Source organism: Serratia sp. PL7 (assembly GCF_945957435.1).
This window is the reverse complement of record NZ_CAMFLB010000011.1, coordinates 208819-228972: the sequence shown is the minus strand read 5'-3', so window position 1 is coordinate 228972 and position 20154 is coordinate 208819. Positions and strand designations below refer to the sequence as shown.

Sequence of the window (20154 nt, the reverse complement as noted above, 5' to 3'; positions counted from 1 at the left end):
CCCCTGATAGACAAAAGGCTGCACGGTTGTGCAGCCTTTCGTTTGTTCATAGCCCAAACGGCCTCAACCATACCGCCCGGTAATATAATCCTCGGTGCGGCGCTGGCGCGGCGACGTGAAAATGGCGTCGGTGTCGTTGTACTCCACCAGCCGCCCCTGATGAATAAAGGCGGTGTAGTCGGAGACGCGCGCCGCCTGCTGCATGTTGTGCGTCACCAGCACCACGCTATAGCGCTGTTTCAGCGCGGAAATCAGCTCTTCGATGGTCAGCGTGGAGATCGGATCGAGCGCCGAGGTCGGCTCGTCGAGCAGCAATACTTCCGGCTCGATGGCGATGGCGCGCGCGATCACCAGGCGCTGCTGCTGGCCACTGGACAAGCGGAACGCATTTTCGCGCAGCCGGTCTTTTACCTCATGCCACAACGCGGCGGCGCGCAGTGAACGCTCCACCGCTTCATCCAGCAAGCGCCGGTCGCGCACGCCCTGCAGCCGCAGGCCGTACACCACGTTTTCATAGATCGATTTCGGGAACGGGTTCGGCCGTTGGAACACCATGCCCACCCGCCGCCGCAGCGCCGCCACGTCGATCTGCGCGCCGGAGATCGCCGCGCCGTTCAGTTGCAGATCGCCCTCAATGCGGCAGTTGTCCACCAGATCGTTCATGCGATTGAAACAGCGCAGCAGCGTCGATTTGCCGCAGCCCGAAGGGCCGATCAGGGCCGTCACCCGATGTTTCGGGATACGCAGCGAAATATCGTGCAGCACCTGTTTGTCACCATAAAACAGGTTCAGGCCGTTGACCGCCAGCGCGGTCTGTTCATCGTCGAGATGCTGGACATCCAGCCGGGGCAAACTGCCTGGCGTCATCAAACCCATTACGCACTCCCCAAAAATAGCGTCATTGTTACTGCGACCATGCTCGGTACCGCTCCCTCAACGAATGGCGGATGCCCATCGCCGCCAGATTCAAACTCACCACGATCGTCACCAGCAAGAAGGCGGTGGCGAACACCAGCGGCCGCGCCGCCTCCACGCTCGGGCTCTGGAATGCCATATCGTAGATCTGGAAGCTCAAATGCATGAACTTCCGCTCCAGGTGCAGATACGGGAAAATCTCGTCCACCGGCAGCACCGGCACCGATTTCACGACCCCCACCAGCATCAGCGGCGCGGTCTCCCCGGCGGCGCGCGCCACCGCCAGGATCAGGCCGGTCATCATCGCCGGCGCCGCCATCGGCAGCACGATGCGCCACAGCGTCTCGGCCCGGCTGGCGCCCAGCGCCATCGAGCCCTGCCGCAGCGAGGCGGGAATGCGCGACAGCCCTTCCTCGGTGGCGACGATCACCACCGGCAGCGTCAGCAGCGCCAGCGTCAGCGCCGCCCACAGCACGCCGGGCGTGCCGAAGGTCGGGTTGGGCAAAGATTCAGGATAGAACAGCTGATCGAGCGTGCCGCCGATCATATAAACAAAAAAGCCGAGGCCGAAGACGCCGTAGACGATCGAGGGCACGCCGGCCAGATTGACCACCGCGATGCGGATCACTCGCGTCAGCAGATTGTTGCCGGCATATTCGTGCAGATACACCGCCGCGATCACGCCAAACGGCATCACCACGATCGACATCAGGATCACCATCAACACCGTACCGAAAATGGCCGGGAACACCCCGCCTTCGGTATTCGCCTCACGCGGGCTGTCGGTGAGAAACTTCTTCACCTGCTCGCCCCAGTGCATCAGCTTCTCGGAGGTGCTCATGGCGTTCGGGTACCAGGCATCGCGCACCTGGCTGAGCGGAATGGTCAACGTCTGCCCGTGCATGTCGCGCAGCAGCAACGCGTCGCGCTGGCGATCGCGGTTCAGCCCCGCCAGACGTTCGGACAACAGCTGATACTGCCGCTGCAGCTCCAGCCGTTCGGCCTTGATGGCGTCCTGTGCGCGGGCGTCCAGCTTATCGTCGCGCTGCAGGCGCTTTTCCCGCAGCCGCAACGCGTCAAACTGCTGATTGATGCGCGCCATGTCGCGGAATTGAATGTCGTGCGCCTGGCGCGAGAGCGCGGCGATTTGCGGCAGGCGCTGCTGCAACGCCTGCCCCAGATTGCGGCCGGTCAGTGGTTGCCCGTCTTCCAGCAGCCCCGCCAGATAGCCGTAAGCGGTGCCGTGGCTGTCGCGTTCCAGCACCAGCAGGCTGCGCGGCGTGCTTTGGCTGCGGATATCGCTGGCCAGCAAGGTGCGGAAATCCTGCCCCTCGCGTTCGCGGTTGCCGACCTTAATCAGATAACGTTCGACGTTCTGCGCCTCGCCCGGCGGCGTGACGCCCGCCTCGGCCAGTTGGCGCCGGGAAATGCTTTGTTGCTGGTACAACTCACCGATCACCGTCACCGGCCCAGCGCCGTTCTGATTCAGTTCGAACTGATAAACCGGGCTCGGCCAGAAATAGCGCATCCCCTGCCCGGCCAGCAGTAGCAGAATGCCGATCAGCGCCAACAGGCTGACGGCCACCGAACCGGCGGTCAGCCACACCCACGGCGACCCACTCTTCACCCAGCTCTTCATGGCGCCTCCTGATTCGGCGTGTAACGCTTACGCAACCGCAGGCGCACCGCCTCCGCCAGCGTGTTGAACACGAAGGTGAAGACAAACAGCACCAACGCAGTCAGGAACAGCACGCGGTAATGGCTGCTGCCGGAAACCGCCTCCGGCATTTCAATGGCGATGTTGGCCGCCAGCGCGCGCAGCCCCTGGAACAGGCTGCCGTCGATAATCGGCGTGTTGCCGGTAGCCATCAGCACGATCATGGTTTCCCCCACCGCGCGGCCAAAACCGATCATCAGCGCGGAGAAAATGCCAGCGCTGGCGGAAGGCAGCACCACCTTGATCACCGTCTGCCATTGGGTGGCGCCCAGCGCCAAAGAGCCCTGGCTCAGGGTGGCCGGCACGCTGAACAGCGCGTCCTCCGCCAGCGAGAAGATGATCGGCACCAGCGCGAAGCCCATCGCCACGCCCACCACCAGCGCATTACGCTGGTCATAATTATCCCCCAGCCAGAAATGCAACGGCTCACCAAACAGCGCCACCTCCAGCCACGGCCCCAGGCTGAACGCCAGCCACACCGTCAACGCCAGCAGCGGCAACAGCAACAGCAGATCGACACCCGGCCGGCAGCGCGGCATAAAACGATGGGTCAACGCGCCGCACAGCAACACCGCCGCCGCCAGCAACAGCGGCAACGCCAGCACCGCCAACAGATACTGCTCGATGATCGGCGCCAGCCAGATGCCTGCCACCAGCCCGATCACCACCGTCGGCAGCGCGCCCATCACTTCGATAGCCGGTTTGATCACCCGCCGTAGCCCCGCCGTCATAAAGTAAGCGGTATAGATGGCGCCGGCCAAGGCCAAGGGTATGGCGAACAGCATCGCGTAAGCCGCCGCCTTGAAGGTGCCGAAGATCACCGGCATCAGGCTGAATTTGGGTTGGTAGCTGTCTTCGCCGGAGGTGGACTGCCAGACGTAGGCCGGCTGCGGGTAGTTCTCATACCACACCTTGCCCCACAGCGAACGCCAGGTGACGTCCGGATACGGGTTGTCGAGCGCATAGCGCTGCCAGCCCTGCGCGCTCTCCAGCAGCAGACCATCGCCGCGCGGCGCGAACGCCATCTGCCGCACCTCGGCACCCAAACGGGTATTCAGCAGCGGCTGCGGTTGAATGGCGGAAAATAACGAGAAGCCGCCATCGGGCCGCAGAGTGGCGAACACACGGCGGTAAGGCTCGGCCACCGTCAGCTCCTGCCCGTCAGCACCGTGATCGAAATGCTGCACCGGCGTCAGGCGCCAGCGCCGATCTTTTTCCACCTCGAACCACTCGCGCAGATTGCCGTCGGCGCCCTTGATCAGCAGCGCGCTACCGCCGGGCAGCGCCGTCATCTGATACGGGGCGTGTTCGCCAAGGGTACGCGTTTCACGCAGCTGCAGCTGCGCGCCGTCGATCTGATAACGCGCCAGCCGGTTGCCGGTCAGCAGGTAAAGCTGGCGGCCATCCGGCGTCAGCACCAGTTGCTCCCCGTCGTGCTCCAGCGGACGCTCGCTGAACTGCGGCGGCCGGTCGGGGCTGAAGCGGCCGAACACCAGGCGCCGATCGTCGGTCACCCCGGCCAACAGATACTGCCCGCGATGCGCATCCGCCAACGACAGCAGTTTCAGCGGTTTGTTCTGCGGATCCAGCGCCAACGGCTGTTGCCCAAGCGGGAACTGCCACTGCGGCCGGCCGTTTTCCGCCGTCGCGAAGTCCGCGCGTGCCACCACCAACCGGCCGTTGGCCTGCGCCAGCGCAAACAGATCGCGCTCTCCGGCAGCCTGCGCGAGCAGCGCCGGTTTGACCAGCAGCGTCTGCTGCACCAGCGGCGTCTGGGCCTGGCCGCTCGGCGCCGGCGTCAGACGATAAAATTGCCCCGCGCCCTGCGCGTCGATGCGATAACCCACGCGCTGCTGCACGTCCATGCCCAGCGCCAGCGCCGGGGCCGACACCGCGATCGGCAGCGGCTGAGCCTGCCCAAGCGAGGCCGGTTTGAACAGCGGCAGCACCGCAAACAGCAGATAAACGAAGATCAGCATCAACGTCATCAGCACCATCAGCCCGCTGGCGGTCACTGCCGCCTGCACGCCGCGGTCGATGCGCCCGCGCATGCGATCTCGGGGATGTTGATTGGCCGTCGTCTGTGTCATGTGTCTCGCTGTCGCTGATGTAATCGGGCTTACGCCGTAAGATAACCGGGCATCTTATGTCAGTTTTATGACGTTTGCATGACAAAGTTACCCGACTCAACCCAGGTTTTTTACACTGCCAACAGACAATATGAATTTGATATATTGCTGAAAAATGACCATAAACACGCTTTATAACGCCAAGAATAAGCCTGCTAGCCGTCATTTCATGCTGATCGTTTTACTGCCGAGCATCCCGCCGCGGGGAAAATTTATTGCCGCCGAAAAACGCCGCGCGCCAACGCAATGGATATGTTGGACTTTCCTGTCAATCTCTCGCAATAATGATGAAGGACACTAGAGCGGCATCCGGGCGCTGCGTCCCGGATCCTATTCTAAATTTGAACTGGAGTGGCAATGGGTCAGGAAAAGCTCTACATCGAAAAAGAACTAAGCTGGTTATCCTTTAATGAACGCGTGTTGCAGGAAGCCGCAGATAAGAGCAATCCCCTGATTGAACGTATGCGTTTTCTGGGCATTTACTCCAACAACCTCGACGAGTTCTATAAAGTCCGCTTCGCCGATCTCAAACGGCGCATCCTGATCAGCGAAGAGCAAGGCTCCGCCGGTTCCTCGCGCCACCTGCTGAAAAAGATCCAGGCCAAGGTGCTGAAAACCGATCAGGAGTTCGACGGCCTGTACAACGATCTGCTGCTGGAAATGGCCCGCAACCAGATCTTCCTGATCAACGAACGCCAGGTGTCCGAGAACCAGCAAATCTGGCTGCGGCAATATTTCAAACAGCATCTGCGCCAGCACATCACGCCGATCCTGATCAACCACGACACCAACCTGGTGCAGTTCCTGAAAGACGACTACACCTATCTGGCGGTGGAGATCATCCGCGGCGCCCGCACCGACTATGCGCTGCTGGAGATCCCGTCCGACAAGGTGCCGCGCTTCGTCAATCTGCCGCCGGAAGCGCCGCGCCGCCGTAAGCCGATGATCCTGCTGGACAACATTCTGCGTTACTGCCTAGACGATATCTTCAAGGGCTTCTTCGACTACGATGCGCTCAACGCCTATTCGATGAAAATGACCCGCGACGCGGAGTACGATCTGGTCACCGAAATGGAATCCAGCCTGCTGGAACTGATGTCCTCCAGCCTGAAACAGCGCCTGACCGCCGAGCCGGTGCGCTTTGTTTATCAGCGCGACATGCCGAACGAAATGGTGGAACTGCTGCGCGGCAAGCTGGGCATCTCCAACTACGATTCGGTGATCGCCGGTGGCCGCTACCACAACTTCAAAGATTTCATCAGTTTCCCGAACGTCGGCAAGGCCAATCTGGTCAACAAGCCGCTGCCGCGCCTGCGCCACATCTGGTTCGACGGTTTCCGCAACGGCTTCGACGCCATTCGTGAAAAAGACGTGCTGCTCTACTACCCGTACCACACCTTCGAGCACGTGCTGGAGCTGCTGCGCCAGGCGTCGTTCGATCCGAGCGTGTTGGCGATCAAAATCAACATCTACCGAGTGGCGAAAGATTCGCGCATCATCGAATCGATGATCCACGCCGCGCACAACGGCAAGAAGGTCACGGTGGTGGTCGAGCTGCAGGCGCGCTTCGACGAAGAGGCCAACATTCACTGGGCGAAGCGCCTGACCGAAGCCGGCGTACACGTGATCTTCTCCGCGCCGGGGCTGAAAATCCACGCCAAACTGTTCCTGATTTCGCGCCGTGAAGGCGATCAAATTGTGCGCTATGCTCATATCGGCACCGGCAACTTTAACGAAAAAACCGCGCGCATCTACACCGACTATTCGCTGTTGACCGCCGATTCACGCATCACCAACGAGGTGCGCCGGGTATTCAACTTTATCGAGAACCCCTACCGGCCGGTCACCTTCGACAACCTGATGGTGTCGCCGCAGAACTCGCGCCTGAAGCTGTATGAGCTGATCGACAACGAAATCGCCAACGCGCAGGCCGGGGAACAGGCCGGCATTATGTTGAAAATAAATAATCTGGTGGATAAAGGACTGGTAGATCGGTTATATACCGCGTCCGGCGCCGGCGTGAAGATCCGCCTGCTGGTGCGGGGCATGTGTTCCCTGATTCCCAACCTGCCGGGGATCAGCGACAATATTCAGGTGATCAGCATCGTCGATCGCTTTTTGGAACACGATCGGGTTTACGTTTTCGACAATAAAGGTGACAAACGGGTGTATCTGTCCTCCGCCGACTGGATGACCCGCAACATAGATTACCGTATCGAAGTGGCGGTATCGCTGCTGGATCCGGCGCTGAAACAGCGCGTTCTGGACATTCTGGAGATCCTGTTCAGCGATACGGTCAAGGCCCGTTATGTGGATAAAGAACTGAGCAACCAGTACGTGCCGCGCGGCAACCGCCGCAAAGTGCGCGCCCAGGTGGCTATTTACGAGTATTTAAAAGCTCTGGAACAACCAGGACAGTAGGCCAGCAACTATGCCGCTAAAAAACACTGCAACGAACAAACCGCAGGAAATCGCCGCCATCGACCTCGGGTCGAACAGTTTCCACATGGTGATCGCCCGCGTCGTCAACGGCGCCTTACAGGTATTGGGCCGTTTGAAACAACGGGTACATCTCGCCGACGGATTGGACAGCAACAACGTACTCAGTGAAGAGGCGATAGAACGCGGCCTGGCCTGCCTGGCCCTGTTTGCCGAACGGCTGCAGGGCTTCCCGGCGGATAACGTCACCATCGTCGGGACCCACACCCTGCGTCAGGCGGTGAACGCCGAAGTATTCCTCAAGCGCGCCGCCAAAGTGATCCCCTACCCGATCGAAATCATCGCCGGCCAGGAAGAGGCGCGCCTGATCTTCATGGGCGTGGAACACACCCAGCCGGAGAAAGGCCGCAAGCTGGTGATCGACATCGGCGGCGGCTCCACCGAGCTGGTGATCGGCGAAGACTTCGAGCCGCTGCTGGCGGAAAGCCGCCGCATGGGCTGCGTCAGCTTCGCCCAGCTGTTCTTCCCGGGCGGAGAGATCAGCAAAAACAACTTCCGCCGCGCGCGGCTGGCGGCGGCACAGAAGCTGGAAACGCTGGCCTGGCAGTACCGCATTCAGGGCTGGCAGTACGCGCTGGGCGCCTCGGGTACCATCAAGGCCGCCCACGAAGTGCTGGTGGCGATGGGAGAAAAAGACGGTCTCATCACCCTGGAACGCCTGGAAATGCTCGCCGAACAGGTGCTGCAGTTCAAAAGCTTCGGCTCGCTGAGCCTGCCGGGGCTGTCGGAAGACCGACAATCGGTATTCGTGCCGGGGTTGGCTATCCTGTGCGGCGTGTTCGACGCGCTGGCGATCCGCGATCTGCGCTTGTCCGACGGCGCGCTGCGCGAAGGCGTGCTGTATGAAATGGAAGGCCGTTTCCGCCACCAGGACATCCGCAGCCGCACCGCCAAGAGTCTGGCCGATCACTACAACATCGACCGCGAACAGGCCAAGCGGGTGCTGGAAACCACCGAACTGCTCTACTCGCAGTGGATGGCGCAAAACACCAAGTTGGCGCATCCGCAGCTGGAAGCCCTGCTGAAATGGGCCGCCATGCTGCACGAGGTGGGGCTGAGCATCAACCACAGCGGCATGCATCGCCATTCGGCCTACATTCTGCAAAACTCCAATCTGCCTGGCTTTAACCAGGAACAGCAGCTGCTGTTGGCGGCGTTGGTGCGTTTCCACCGCAAGGCGATCAAGCTGGAAGAGCTGCCGCGCCTCAACCTGTTCAAAAAGAAACACTACCTGCCGCTGATCCAGCTGCTGCGTCTGAGCACCCTGCTCAACAACCAGCGCCAGTCGACCACCACGCCGGAAACGCTGCGCCTGACCACCGACGACAACCACTGGACGCTGCGCTTCCCGGCCGGCTACCTGGCGCAAAACAACCTGGTGCAGCTGGACTTCGAGCGCGAGCAGGCCTACTGGAACGACGTCGTCGGCTGGAAGCTGCTGATCGACGAAGAAGGCTCGCAAGACGAACAGCGCTCCGCCTGATCCCCCGCCCCCTGCCAGCCAGGGGGTTTTTCTTTCCGCCCCGCCTCGTCAACCTAAACGAAACCCTAATACGGCGCGCCGCCCGCCGGAAAAAAATGGACAACTTTTGTCATCAGCGCCTAAAATCCGGTTACAAATTCTCGAGCGAATAACACAGGACACCGGCATACCGGGTGATATATGCGCAAGAAAACCACCGGACAGATGACGAAGATAGTGTTGTTTATCAGCTTTATCATTTTAGTCGGCCGACTGCTGTACGCCGCCGTGGTGGCGGTGCCTCATCATCAGGAAAAAAAGCAGGCCGCTGCGCAAAACGCCGCCGAAGTCAGCGCGCCGCAACAGGACGCCTCCTCTGAATAACCGCCGCGCCCCGTCCGTTTCATAAAAATGACTCCGGCACTCGCTATGCTCTATCTTTTAATGAGCCTGCGTCAGGAACGCCGAGCGCCCGTTAAGGAACACCATGTCAGCCGCAACCCATAACGTCAAAAAAGTCGCTGAACACCGCCAGCGCATTCTTACTCTGTTGTTGAACAATAAGGAATTGGTCGACGGCATTCTCGGCCGGCCGGGGGATGAACACGCCCTCAGCCAAAGCGAACGGCTGAACCAAACGGCGGAAATTACCGGCCTGCTGGACGACATGCACGCCGCCGACCTGGCGGACCTGCTGGAAGCACTGCCGCAGGACGAACGCATGGCGCTGTGGCGGCTGGTGGGCAACAGCAAGCGCGGCCAGACGCTGGTGGAAGTCGCCGAGCCGGTCTGGGACAGCCTGATCGAGGAAATGAGCGACAAAGACCTGCTCAAGGCGATCAAAACGCTGGATGTCGACGAACAGGCCTACCTGGCGCAATACCTGCCGCGTAACCTGATGGGCCGGTTGCTGACCTCGCTGGAGCCGGAGCAGCGCGCCCAGGTGCGCGAGATGAGCCAATACGCCAAAGACAGCGTCGGCTGGATGATGGATTTCGAACTGGTGACGGTGCGGCCGGACGTCACGCTCGGCGCGGTGCACCGCTTTTTGCGCATGCGCAAAACCATTCCCGACGCCACCGATAAACTGTTCGTCACCGATCGCAAAAACACCCTGCTGGGCGAGCTGCCGCTGACCGCGGTGCTGCTGAACGACCCGGAGATCCCGGTGCGCGAAGTGATGGACAGCGATCCCGCCACCTTTCAGCCCGAAGACAAGGCCGATGATGCGGCCGGCGCCTTCGAACGTTATGACCTGATCAGCGCCCCGGTGGTTGATGCCAAAGGCAAACTGATGGGCCGCCTGACCATCGAAGAGATCGTCGACGCCGTCAACGAAGAGAGTGACACCAATTTGCGCCGCATGGGCGGTTTGAGCCCGGAAGAAGACGTGTTCGCCCCGGTCAGCAAGGCGGTCAAGACCCGCTGGGCCTGGCTGGCGATCAACCTCTGCACCGCATTCATCGCCTCCCGCGTGATCGGCCTGTTCGAACACACCATTTCCCAGCTGGTGGCACTGGCGGCGCTGATGCCGATCGTCGCCGGCATCGGCGGCAACACCGGCAACCAGACCATCACCATGATCGTGCGCGCGCTGGCGCTGCACCAGATCGAAGTCGGCAACATCTCGCGCCTGATGCTCAGAGAGTTGGGGGTGGCCATCATCAACGGCGTAGTGTGGGGCGGCATCATGGGCGTGATCACCTGGCTGCTGTATGGCGACGCGGCGATGGGCGGCGTAATGACGCTGGCGATGCTGCTCAACCTGCTGCTGGCGGCGCTGATGGGCGTGGTGATCCCGATGACCATGCTCAAACTGGGCCGCGATCCGGCGGTCGGCTCCAGCGTGCTCATCACCGCGCTGACCGACACCGGCGGCTTCTTCATCTTCCTCGGCCTCGCCACCCTGTTCCTGCTGTAAGACGCTCAAAGCCGGCCCCGCGCCGGCTTTTTCGTCATTCTGTCGCCGGGCCTGCGCTAATGCAGTAAAGTCGGCCCTCCCGGTAGGTTTTCCTCTCACGCTGTACTACCCTTTGCCAATAAATCGTCTTAATTCATTCACGTCATGAATTCAATCACAGGCAGAGGCCATCGGTAAGGGTGTCTATGGAGATCAGCGCGCCGAACACGTTCGGCACACACAAAGGCGTCGTGCTGACGCATTCCCTGTTCGTGGCGCTGGCGACGTTTTTGCTCGCCTTGCTGAGCCTGTCGTTATCCAGTGAGGCTCATCACTTCACGCCGCTGTGGTTCCCGACCGCCGCCGCGATCGCCGTGCTGTATCGCCATCCCCCGCGTCATTGGGGTTTGCCGCTGCTGGCCAGCGGCACAGGCATCGTGCTCGCCAGCTTCCTGCTGTTCGGCCTCAGCGCCATTCCCGTCAAGCTGGCCGCCATCAACCTGCTGGAAGCGGCAGTGTGCGCTCTGCTGCTGCGCCGCACGCTGCCGGCGATCGATCCGCTGAGCGATCTGGGCTGTTGGCTGCGCTTCGTGGTCTGCGCGGTGATATTTACCCCATTGTTCAGCGCGCTGCTGGCCGCCGGACTGACCCCCACGCCGGACCAGACGTTTTGGCAATCGTTCGGCACCTGGTTCATCGCTGAGGCGATAGGGGTGCTGTCGCTGGCGCCGCTCGGGCTCACCTATCACCGCCGCCTGTTGGCTGGGCTGAATCCGTATCCGCTGCTGTTGACCCTGATGGGATCGCTGGCCTTCAGCTATCTGGCGCTGACGCATCTGCCCTTCCCCTTTACCTTCGTCATCCTGCCGCTGCTGTGGGCGGCTATCGCCCTGTCGCGCTTCGAAACCTTCACCGTCTGTTTCTGTACAATCCTGCTGATCACCGTCCTGCTGTCGCTGGGCCTGATGCGCCTTACGTCTTCCCGGCACACTTTCCTGGGCGAACTCGGCCTCTATCTGCCGATGTTGCTGATCCTGATCCCGGCGCACGCCATGGCGATGGTGATGCACACCTTCCGGGTGGAAAAGCAACATATCGTCGAGAGCGAAAGCCGCTTTCGCAGCGCGCTGGAGTATTCCGCCATCGGCATGGCGCTGGTGTCGCCGGAGGGCAAATGGCTGCAGGTTAACCAGGCGCTGTGCAAGCTGCTCGGCTATCCGCCCGAAAGACTTTATCGCCTGACCTTTCAAGAGATCACCCACCCGGACGATCTGAACGCCGACCTATCCCAACTGCACGAACTGCTCGACGGCCATATCAGCAGCTACACCCTAGAGAAGCGCTATATCCGCAGCGACGGCCAGACGGTCTGGGCGCTGCTGGCGGTCTCGCTGGTGCGCGACGGCGAAGGCCGGCCGTTGTACTTCATCTCTCAGGTGGAGGACATCAGCGACCTTAAGCGCAGCGAGGCGGAGAACAACCGGTTGGTGGAGCGCATCACGCTGGCCAACCAGGTGGGCGGCGTCGGCATCTGGGAATGGGTGATGGGCCAGGAAAACTTCACCTGGGATCAGCGCATGTTCGAACTCTACGATCTCACCCCCGACCAAACGCCGACGCTGGCGTTGTGGCGCACCCTGCTGGTGCCGGAAGATCGCGAGCGCACCGATCGCGAACTGGCCGAGCTCCTGGCGCAGCCGCGGCCATTCATCATGGAGTTTCGCATCACGACGCGTGGCGGCAAAGTGCGCCATATCCGCGGCCAGGGCAACGTGATCCTCGACGATCAGAGTCGGCCGCTGCGCCTGATCGGCACCAATATCGACATGACCGAGCTCAAGAGCCTCGCCGAGGCGCTGCACGAAGAAAAGGAGCGCCTGCACATCACTCTCGACGCCATCGGCGAAGGGGTGATCTCCACCGACAGCCACCTGCGTATCACCTTTATGAACCCGGTGGCGGAACAGATGTGCGGCTGGCCGCTCGAACTGGCGATCGGTATGCCCGTCGCCGGCGTGGTGCGCCTGACCAACGGCAAAGACGGCCCGGAAATCGAAAACCTCACGCAATACCCACGGCAATGGCCAGCGGATTATGCGCTGGTGCTGCACAGCCGCGACGGGCGTTATTTCGACGTGCAGCAGTCGGTCTCACCGCTGAAAACCCTCGACGGGGAAACCATGGGTGCGGTGATGGTGCTGCAGGACGTCACCGCTTCGCGCGAACTGATGAAAAAACTCAGCTACAGCGCCTCGCACGATGCGCTGACCGGGTTGCCGAACCGCACCCGCTTCGAGAAACAGCTGAAAGCGGCGATCGTCGCCGGCGGGGAACCGTCGTCGCCGCATTCGCTGGTGTTCCTCGATCTGGATCGGTTCAAGGCGGTGAACGACACCGCCGGCCATGCGGCGGGCGATGCCCTGCTGCGGGACATCGCCCAGCTGATGCGGCATCAGCTGCGCCATAGCGACTGCCTGGCCCGGCTGGGCGGCGACGAGTTCGGGCTGATCCTGTACGACTGCCGGCTGGAACAGGCCAAATCGCTGGTGCAGCAAGTGGTTAATCAAATCAGCCAGCACCAGTTCTACTGGGAAGGGAAGATTTACCGCGTCGGCGCCAGCGCCGGCATCACACGCATCAGCGCCGACGCCAAAAGCAGCGAACTGCTGGCGCAGGCCGATATCGCCTGCTACACCGCCAAGCACCAGGGGCGCGGCCAGGTTTATCTGTACGAAACGCGGCAGAAACAGCGGCTGGAGCGGCAGCACGAGGTGCTGAGCCTGCAGGAAGTGCAGACGATCATCAGCGAGGGGCAACTGCGGCTGCTGACTCATGCGGTCGCGCCGCCGGCGACGCCGCTGTCGGCCGCGTTTCACCAGGTGAAGCTGCAGGTGATGGCGCCGGACGAGTGCCCGCTGTCGCACGAGGCGTTCATCGCCGCCGCGCAGCTGTACGGCCTGATGCCGGACATCGACCGTTGGACGGCGGCGCAACTGCTGGTGAAATATGCCGACGACATCAAACGCAAAGGGCTGTCGCTCGCGCTGCCGCTGGCTATCGACAGTCTGCTCAGCGCCGACTTCCAGCGCGAGCTGACGGAAACGGTGCGCGCTTCCTCGCTGCCGCCGCAGGCGCTGCTGTTCAGCGTCGACGAGGCCGCGATACTGGAACACGCCGCGCAGTGTCGGGCATTTCTCCGCGAACTGCAGCAGCAGGGCTGCCGGCTGATCGTCAACGGCTTCGGGCATAACATCAATGCTTTCGATGAGCTCAGCGACCAGAGAATCGACATCATTCGCATCGATGAGCGCTTTATCACCAACGTGCACTGCAACCAGATGGACGAGCTGATGGTCGCGATGCTCAACGGCGCGGCGCATCGAATCAAGGCGCAGACGCTCGCCGGGCCGGCCCACCAGCCGGTGACGCTGCAGGCGCTGCGCGATATCGGCATCGATCTGGCGGACGGCGATCAGGTGGCGCTGGAGCAGCCGCTGGCGGTGTTGCTCAGCGACGGTTATTTCGGCATTCGCTAATCCCTCTTCCTCACCGGCGCCGTCGCACGGGCAGCGCCGCACTCCCCCGTATTTCACATTGTGTTAACCCATACGAGATTAGTGATATAAATAACACCTTAGGCTTAAACGATTAAGTAAGATGAATCGCCCATGCGAGTATCAGCGTATCCGTTGATTTTCCTCGACATGTGATGACTCAGGGATAAGGGACTATGGAAAAGAAATGGTTTTCCGCCAGGGAACTGATGGGGAAGGCGGGGTTGCCCTCAACCCCACAAGGAGTCAATTTGATGGCCCGGCGAGAAGGCTGGGTCAGTCGCCGCCGCAGCGGCGTACAGGGCAAAGCGCTGGAATACCATATCGACAGCCTGCCATTCGGCGCGCGCAGCCTCTCGGCGTTGCACGAGGCCGATCATCCGGACTACGACGTCAAACGCCAGGATCCAATACGGGTCTGGATCGAGTATTACTATCACCTGACGCCGGCCGAACGGGAAAAGCTGCTGGCGTTCCTGATGCGTGAAGGCATGAGCCGCTTGCTGCAGCTGATCGAGTCCCCCCGCTAGCCACGTTCAACTCTCCCCTTCCGGCGCCCAGCCGCCGTTGTGCCACAGGTGCAGCGTGGCGTAAGAGCGCCACGGGCGCCAGCGCTCGGCGTAGCGTTCAATCTGGCGCGGCGTCATGCCAGGGAAACGCTGTTTGATCAGGTAGTCGCCGGCCAGGAACACGTCCGGCCACGACCAGGCGCGCATCGCGATATAGCTGGCGGTCCAGTTGCCGATACCGGGCAGCGCGGTCAGCGCCTTGATGCCCTGTTCGATATCCAGCACGTTGTCGAGCTGCAGCCGCCCTTCGCCCAGCGCGCGGGCAATCTCGATCAGCGCCGCCGCACGCTTCACCTGCACCCCGAGCGGGCGCAGTTCTTCGGGCTGCAGCTGCGCCACCCGTCCTGCGGTGGGGAAAACGTGGGTGATGCCCTCATGCGGCGTCGCCAGCGCTTCGCCCCAACGTTCGGCCATCCGCCCGGCGAAGGTCGCCGCCATTTTCACGCTGACCAGTTGCCCCAGCACCGCACGCGTCGCCTGCTCGAAACTGTTCACGCAGCCCGGCAGGCGCAATCCCGGCGCATCGGCCGCCAGCGAGCCCAGCGCCTCATTAATGCGATCCGGCGCGGCGTCCAGATCAAACAGCAAGCGGACCCGGCGCAACACCTCCGTCGTCACCAAACTGAGCGTCGGCGCGATCTCGACCCGAACCCGATTGCGCGCCTCTTCCGGCTGCACGCTGAACCAGCCGCGGTGTTCAGTGCCACCCTGGCTGACGGCGATCGAGCGCAGGTAGCGGCGCCCCTCGACCCGCTCCACGCCCTGCACGGCGCGTGCCTGCAAGAAATTCAGCATGCGCGCCCAGTCATAGGGCGGCCGATAGCCCAGGTGAAACACCAACCCGCTGGCGGCCGCCCGTTCACCGCGCGCGCCGCCGCTCCGCAGCGCCGACGGGATCAGGCGGTAGCGCGCCTTGAACAGCTCGTTGAAACGCCGCAGGCTGCCGAAACCGGCGGCGAACGCCACCTCGCTGAGCGGCAGGTCGGTATCCGCCAGCAGACGCTTGGCCTGTAGCAACCGGTGCGACTGCGCGTAATCGATCGGCGAAGCGCCAAACTGTTCGGCGAAGATACGCCGCAGGTGGCGATCGGAAATGCCCAGCCGCGCCGCCAGCGCTTCGCAGCTGTGCTCGGACAGATAGCCTTGCTCGATGAGCTGCACCGCCACCTGGGCATAGCGGTTGCCCAGATCGATCAGCGCCAGGCCAGGGGCCAGTTCCGGTCGGCATTTGAGGCAGGGGCGAAACCCCGCCAGTTCAGCCGCCGCCGCGCTCGGATAAAAGGTGCAGTTTTCCCGCTTTGGCGTGCGGGCGCTGCACACCGGACGACAATAGATGCCGGTGGAAGAGACGCCGACGAAAAAACGGCCGTCGAATTTGCGGTCACGCGCGCGCAGCGCGTCGTACAACGCTTGCTGTTGAGTATTCATGGCAACGCTCGGGTTCGGTTTTTTCTGCATTATGGGACTCGGCTGGCGCGCTGACGTGCGGAATTCGGACATTAAGTTAAGCACGCCGCCGCCGCGCCCGCTAAATTTTTCGACACTCGCGCATTGGTGCATTGCCCGCCGGCCCCGTCTCGGGTAAAGTCGCCCCCCTTCATTGGCATGGGGACAAAAAAGAGATGTTTATTGGATTCGATTACGGGACAGCCAACTGTTCCGTTGCAGTGATGCGCGACCACGGCCCCGAGCTGTTGACGCTGGAAAACAACGAGCCGTATCTGCCTTCGATGCTGTGCGCGCCGACCCGCGAAGCGGTGAGCGAATGCCTGCACCGCCATTGGCAGGTGCCGACCGGCAGCGAAGAAAACCAGCAGCTGCTGCGCCGCGCCATCAGTTACAACCGCGAAGAAGACATTCCGGTCAACGGCGACAGCGTGCTGTTCGGCCTGCAGGCGCTGGCGCACTATATGGAAGATCCCGAAGAGGTGTACTTCGTGCGCTCGCCGAAGTCCTTCCTCGGCGCCAACGGCCTGAAACCGCAGCAGATCGCGCTGTTCGAAGACCTGGTGTGCGCCATGATGTTCCACATCAAACGCCAGGCGGAAAACGTGCTGCAGACCGGCATCGATCAGGCGGTGATCGGCCGGCCGATCAACTTCCAGGGCATCGGCGGCGACGAAGCCAACCGGCAGGCGCAGGGCATTTTGCAGCGCGCCGCCGAACGTGCCGGTTTCAAGGACATTGAATTCCAGTTCGAGCCGGTGGCGGCGGGGCTGGACTTCGAGGCGACGCTGAGCGAAGAGCAAACCGTGCTGGTGGTGGACATCGGCGGCGGCACCACCGACTGCTCGGTGCTGCTGATGGGGCCGCAGTGGCGCGACCGCGCCGATCGCCAGCAGAGCCTGCTGGGCCACAGCGGCTGCCGGGTCGGCGGTAACGATCTGGACATCATGCTGGCCTTCAAACAGCTGATGCCGCTGTTCGGCCTGGGCGGCGAAACCGCGAAGGGCATCGCCCTGCCGGCGCTGCCTTACTGGAACGCGGTGGCGACCAACGACGTGCCGGCGCAAAATGACTTCTACAGCGCCGCCAACGGCCGCGTCCTGCGCGATCTGATCCTCGACGCGGCGGAGCCGGAAAAGGTCAAACGCCTGCTGAAAGTGTACCAACAGCGCCTGAGCTACCGATTGGTGCGGGCGGCCGAAGAGAGTAAGATCGCCCTGTCCGGCCAAACGGCCATCAGCGCGCCGCTCAATTTCGTGCAGGCCGATCTGGCGGAGAGCATCAGCCAGGCTCAGCTCGCCGACGCCATTTCGCAGCCGTTGATGCGCATTCAGGAGCAGGTCAGCGCCGCGCTGGCCAGCAGCCAGACCGCGCCGCAGGTGATCTACCTGACCGGCGGCAGCGCACGCTCACCCCTGCTGCGCGCCGCGCTGCAACAGCAGCTGCCGGGCATTCCGATCGTCGGCGGCAACGACTTCGGCTCGGTCACCGCCGGGCTGGCGCGCTGGGCGCAAACGCTGTTCCGTTGACAGCCCAAGGGCGCGGCTCGCCGCGCCCTTGTTCATTGGAGGCTATGCATCATGTCGACCATCCTTACCCTCGACAGCGCCAGGCTGCGGCTGCGCGCCTGGCGCGACGACGATCTGCCGGCCTTCGCCGCGCTTAACGCCGATCCGCAGGTGATGCGCTATTTCCCGGCGACGATGACGGCCGAGGAAAGCCACGCGCAGGCCGAACGCATCCGCGCCTTCATGCAACAACATAGCTGGGGGCTATGGGCGGTGGAAGTGAAAGGCGGCGCGCCTTTTATCGGTTTTGTCGGGCTGGCGCGGCCGGGCGACGATCTGCCTTGTGCCCCCTGCGTGGAGATTGGCTGGCGGCTGGCGGCGGCTCACTGGGGCAACGGCTACGCCGCTGAAGCGGCGCGCGCCGCGCTGGCGTACGCCTTCGACACGCTGCGCTTGCCGGAAGTGGTGTCCTTCACCGCCGAAAATAACCAGCCGTCGCGCCGGGTGATGACGCGCATCGGCATGCAGTTTGACGGCGAAACCTTCCTGCATCCGCGCCTGCCGACGGGCCATCCGCTGCAAAAGCACGTCTTGTATCGGCTGAACCGGCAAATGTGGCGCGAACGCCACGGCGATTAATACAGCGTATCCTTCAGTCGCTGCGGCAGCGCGCTGTCGTACTCCTCACCGTCGAAGCGCGTTTGGCTCACCGCGGCCAAAATATGGCCGGGGCTGGGCAGCGCCGAACGTTCGAGGCGGCTGCCCTCTTCCCACAATCCCGAACGCAAGATCGCCCGGCTGCACTGGAAGAACACCGCCTCCACCCGAATGCGCAGCACCGAACGCGGCAGCTGGTTGCGGTGGACGAAGCGCTGCAGCATCGCCGGCGCCACCACGATTTCCGCCCGCCCGTTAATCCGCAGCGTTTCGCCGATGCCGGGGATCAGCAACAGCAGCGCCACCCGGTTGTCGTGCAGGATATTGCGCAGGCTGTCGATGCGGTTATTGCCGCGACGGTCCGGCAGCAGCAGGGTTTTCTCGTCTTCGATATGGATAAAACCGGCCGGATCGCCGCGCGGAGAGACATCCATGCCGTCCGGCCCGACCGTCGAGAGCGCGGCAAACGGCGCCGCCTCGATAAACGGGCGGTACGCCGGGTGAATATAGCTGACTTCTTTAAAAACCGAGGGCGCGGCGGGTTTGCCGTACAGCTGTTCCAGCGTCGCGAGGTCGTTGATGGTATCACCAGACATTGCGGGTTCCTGAATGGGCCATGTTAACCTCTTCAGCATAGAGCAAAATCGCCGCCGGGTAACGCCCCCTACTCGGCGCTGGCGTCGTTCAGCGCCTGAATGTCGTCCGCATCCAGCGTCAGCTTAGTGGCGCTGACCAACTCATCCAGCTGCGGCAACGAGGTCGCACTGACGATCGGCGCGGTGATGCTCGGGCGCGCTATCAGCCAGGCCAGCGAAACCTGCGCCGGGGAGCTGCCGTGTTTGCCCGCCACCTGATCCAGCGCCGCCAGAATGCGGAAACCGCGCGGGTTCAGGTAGCGTTCGACGATGCGATCGCCGCGCTGGCTTTTGCCCTCGTCCGCTTTGCTGCGGTATTTGCCGGTCAGAAAACCACTGGCCAGCGCGAAGAAGTTGATCACCCCGAGGCCATGGCGCTGCGCCACGCCTTCCAGCTCGGCTTCATACCCTTCGCGCGCATACAGGTTATATTCCGGCTGCAGGGTTTCGTAGCGCGCCAATCCGTTGCTCTCGCTCACCCGCAGCGCTTCTTCCAGGCGATCCGCCTGATAGTTGGAGGCGCCGATCGCCCGCACCTTGCCGGCCTTGATCAGCGCATCGAACGCCGCCAGCGTCTCTTCCAGCGGCGTATCGCGGTCATCGTCGTGCGACTGATAAAGATCGATATAATCGGTTTGCAGGCGACGCAGCGAGTCCTCCACCGCCTGCTGAATATAGCGCGGCGACAGCCCCTGCTTGCCTTCGCCCATCGGTTTGCCCACCTTGGTGGCGATGATCACCTGGTCGCGCTTGCCGCTCTTCTTCAGCCATTCGCCGATGACGGTTTCCGATTCGCCGCCCCGGTTGCCCGGCGCCCAGCTGGAATAAACGTCGGCGGTATCGATAAAGTTGAGCTGATTGTCCACCAGCGCATCCAGCAGGCTGAACGAGGTCGCTTGATCCGCCGTCCAGCCGAACACGTTGCCACCGAAGGTTAACGCCGGCACCTGAATGCCTGAACGACCCAGTTGTTTCTTGCTCATCACAAAGGCTCCATGGGTTAAATGATTTGCCTGTTAATTATTAGCGCCAAATACAGGAAATCGTTAAAACGTATTGGCTATAAGCCGGAATAAATCACTTATAAACATAGCACGCGCAAATCACCCAGTTATTAAGACAATGCTGACGGTTCCTCCATATTTCCTTCATTTTTATGCCGT

14 protein-coding genes are annotated in these 20154 nt (G+C 62.2%); 8 read left to right on the top strand and 6 right to left on the bottom strand.

Annotated elements, in window-relative coordinates:
- Positions 1–63 precede the first annotated feature (63 nt).
- The 3 genes from pstB to N6G83_RS33040 are packed head-to-tail and all read right to left on the bottom strand — an operon-like array spanning position 64 to position 4722.
- Positions 64–876, bottom strand: a complete 813-nt coding sequence (gene pstB / locus N6G83_RS33050) for a phosphate ABC transporter ATP-binding protein PstB (RefSeq protein WP_019452422.1) — start codon at positions 874–876, stop codon at positions 64–66.
- Positions 877–904: 28 nt separating this feature from the next.
- Positions 905–2554: a phosphate ABC transporter permease PstA gene (gene pstA, locus N6G83_RS33045; RefSeq protein ID WP_025303847.1), complete on the bottom strand. Its 1650-nt coding sequence runs from the start codon at positions 2552–2554 to the stop codon at positions 905–907.
- Positions 2551–4722 carry an ABC transporter permease subunit gene (locus tag N6G83_RS33040; protein WP_260516070.1) on the bottom strand — a complete coding sequence of 724 codons (2172 nt, stop codon included), beginning with the start codon at positions 4720–4722 and terminating at the stop codon, positions 2551–2553. The genes pstA and N6G83_RS33040 overlap by 4 nt, the downstream gene beginning before the upstream one ends.
- Positions 4723–5118: 396 nt before the next feature.
- Here N6G83_RS33040 and ppk1 point away from each other — a divergent pair, with 396 nt between their 5' ends.
- The 6 genes from ppk1 (at position 5119) to N6G83_RS33010 (ending at position 14706) form a co-directional block, all read left to right on the top strand.
- Complete coding sequence (ppk1, locus tag N6G83_RS33035; protein WP_043137932.1) at positions 5119–7182, top strand: polyphosphate kinase 1; 2064 nt, start codon at positions 5119–5121, stop codon at positions 7180–7182.
- A 10-nt stretch (positions 7183–7192) separates the two neighbouring features.
- Positions 7193–8743: an exopolyphosphatase gene (gene ppx / locus N6G83_RS33030; protein ID WP_043137936.1), complete on the top strand. Its 1551-nt coding sequence runs from the start codon at positions 7193–7195 to the stop codon at positions 8741–8743.
- A 180-nt stretch (positions 8744–8923) separates the two neighbouring features.
- A complete protein-coding gene (locus N6G83_RS33025; RefSeq protein WP_004941600.1) occupies positions 8924–9106 on the top strand; it encodes a YfgG family protein in 183 nt (60 codons plus the stop codon).
- Between the two features lie 103 nt (positions 9107–9209).
- A complete protein-coding gene (gene mgtE / locus N6G83_RS33020; protein WP_049204844.1) occupies positions 9210–10643 on the top strand; it encodes a magnesium transporter in 1434 nt (477 codons plus the stop codon).
- A gap of 185 nt (positions 10644–10828) precedes the next feature.
- Complete coding sequence (locus N6G83_RS33015; RefSeq protein WP_260516074.1) at positions 10829–14158, top strand: diguanylate cyclase; 3330 nt, start codon at positions 10829–10831, stop codon at positions 14156–14158.
- A gap of 194 nt (positions 14159–14352) precedes the next feature.
- Entirely contained in the window at positions 14353–14706 is a 354-nt protein-coding gene (locus N6G83_RS33010) for a DNA-binding protein (protein WP_025303853.1), read from the top strand.
- Between the two features lie 6 nt (positions 14707–14712).
- Here the strand turns inward: N6G83_RS33010 and alkA are convergent, their stop codons facing one another.
- Entirely contained in the window at positions 14713–16203 is a 1491-nt protein-coding gene (alkA, locus tag N6G83_RS33005; RefSeq protein WP_141998669.1) for a DNA-3-methyladenine glycosylase 2, read from the bottom strand.
- 164 nt (positions 16204–16367) lie between these two features.
- On the opposite strand from alkA, the gene yegD reads away from it, so the two are divergent.
- The gene (yegD, locus tag N6G83_RS33000; protein WP_025303855.1) at positions 16368–17720 is read left to right on the top strand and encodes a molecular chaperone; all 1353 of its coding nucleotides are present in this window, start codon (positions 16368–16370) and stop codon (positions 17718–17720) included.
- Positions 17721–17771: 51 nt separating this feature from the next.
- Positions 17772–18338, top strand: coding sequence for a GNAT family N-acetyltransferase (locus N6G83_RS32995; protein ID WP_025303856.1), 567 nt, complete (start codon positions 17772–17774; stop codon positions 18336–18338).
- On the opposite strand, the gene N6G83_RS32990 is transcribed toward N6G83_RS32995, so the two are convergent.
- Positions 18335–18952 carry a pyridoxamine 5'-phosphate oxidase family protein gene (locus tag N6G83_RS32990; protein WP_025303857.1) on the bottom strand — a complete coding sequence of 206 codons (618 nt, stop codon included), beginning with the start codon at positions 18950–18952 and terminating at the stop codon, positions 18335–18337. The two genes, N6G83_RS32995 and N6G83_RS32990, sit on opposite strands and share 4 nt — an antisense overlap.
- A gap of 68 nt (positions 18953–19020) precedes the next feature.
- Positions 19021–19974 (bottom strand): aldo/keto reductase, encoded by a 954-nt coding sequence (locus tag N6G83_RS32985; protein WP_043137956.1) that lies wholly within the window; start codon positions 19972–19974, stop codon positions 19021–19023.
- Positions 19975–20154 lie beyond the last annotated feature (180 nt).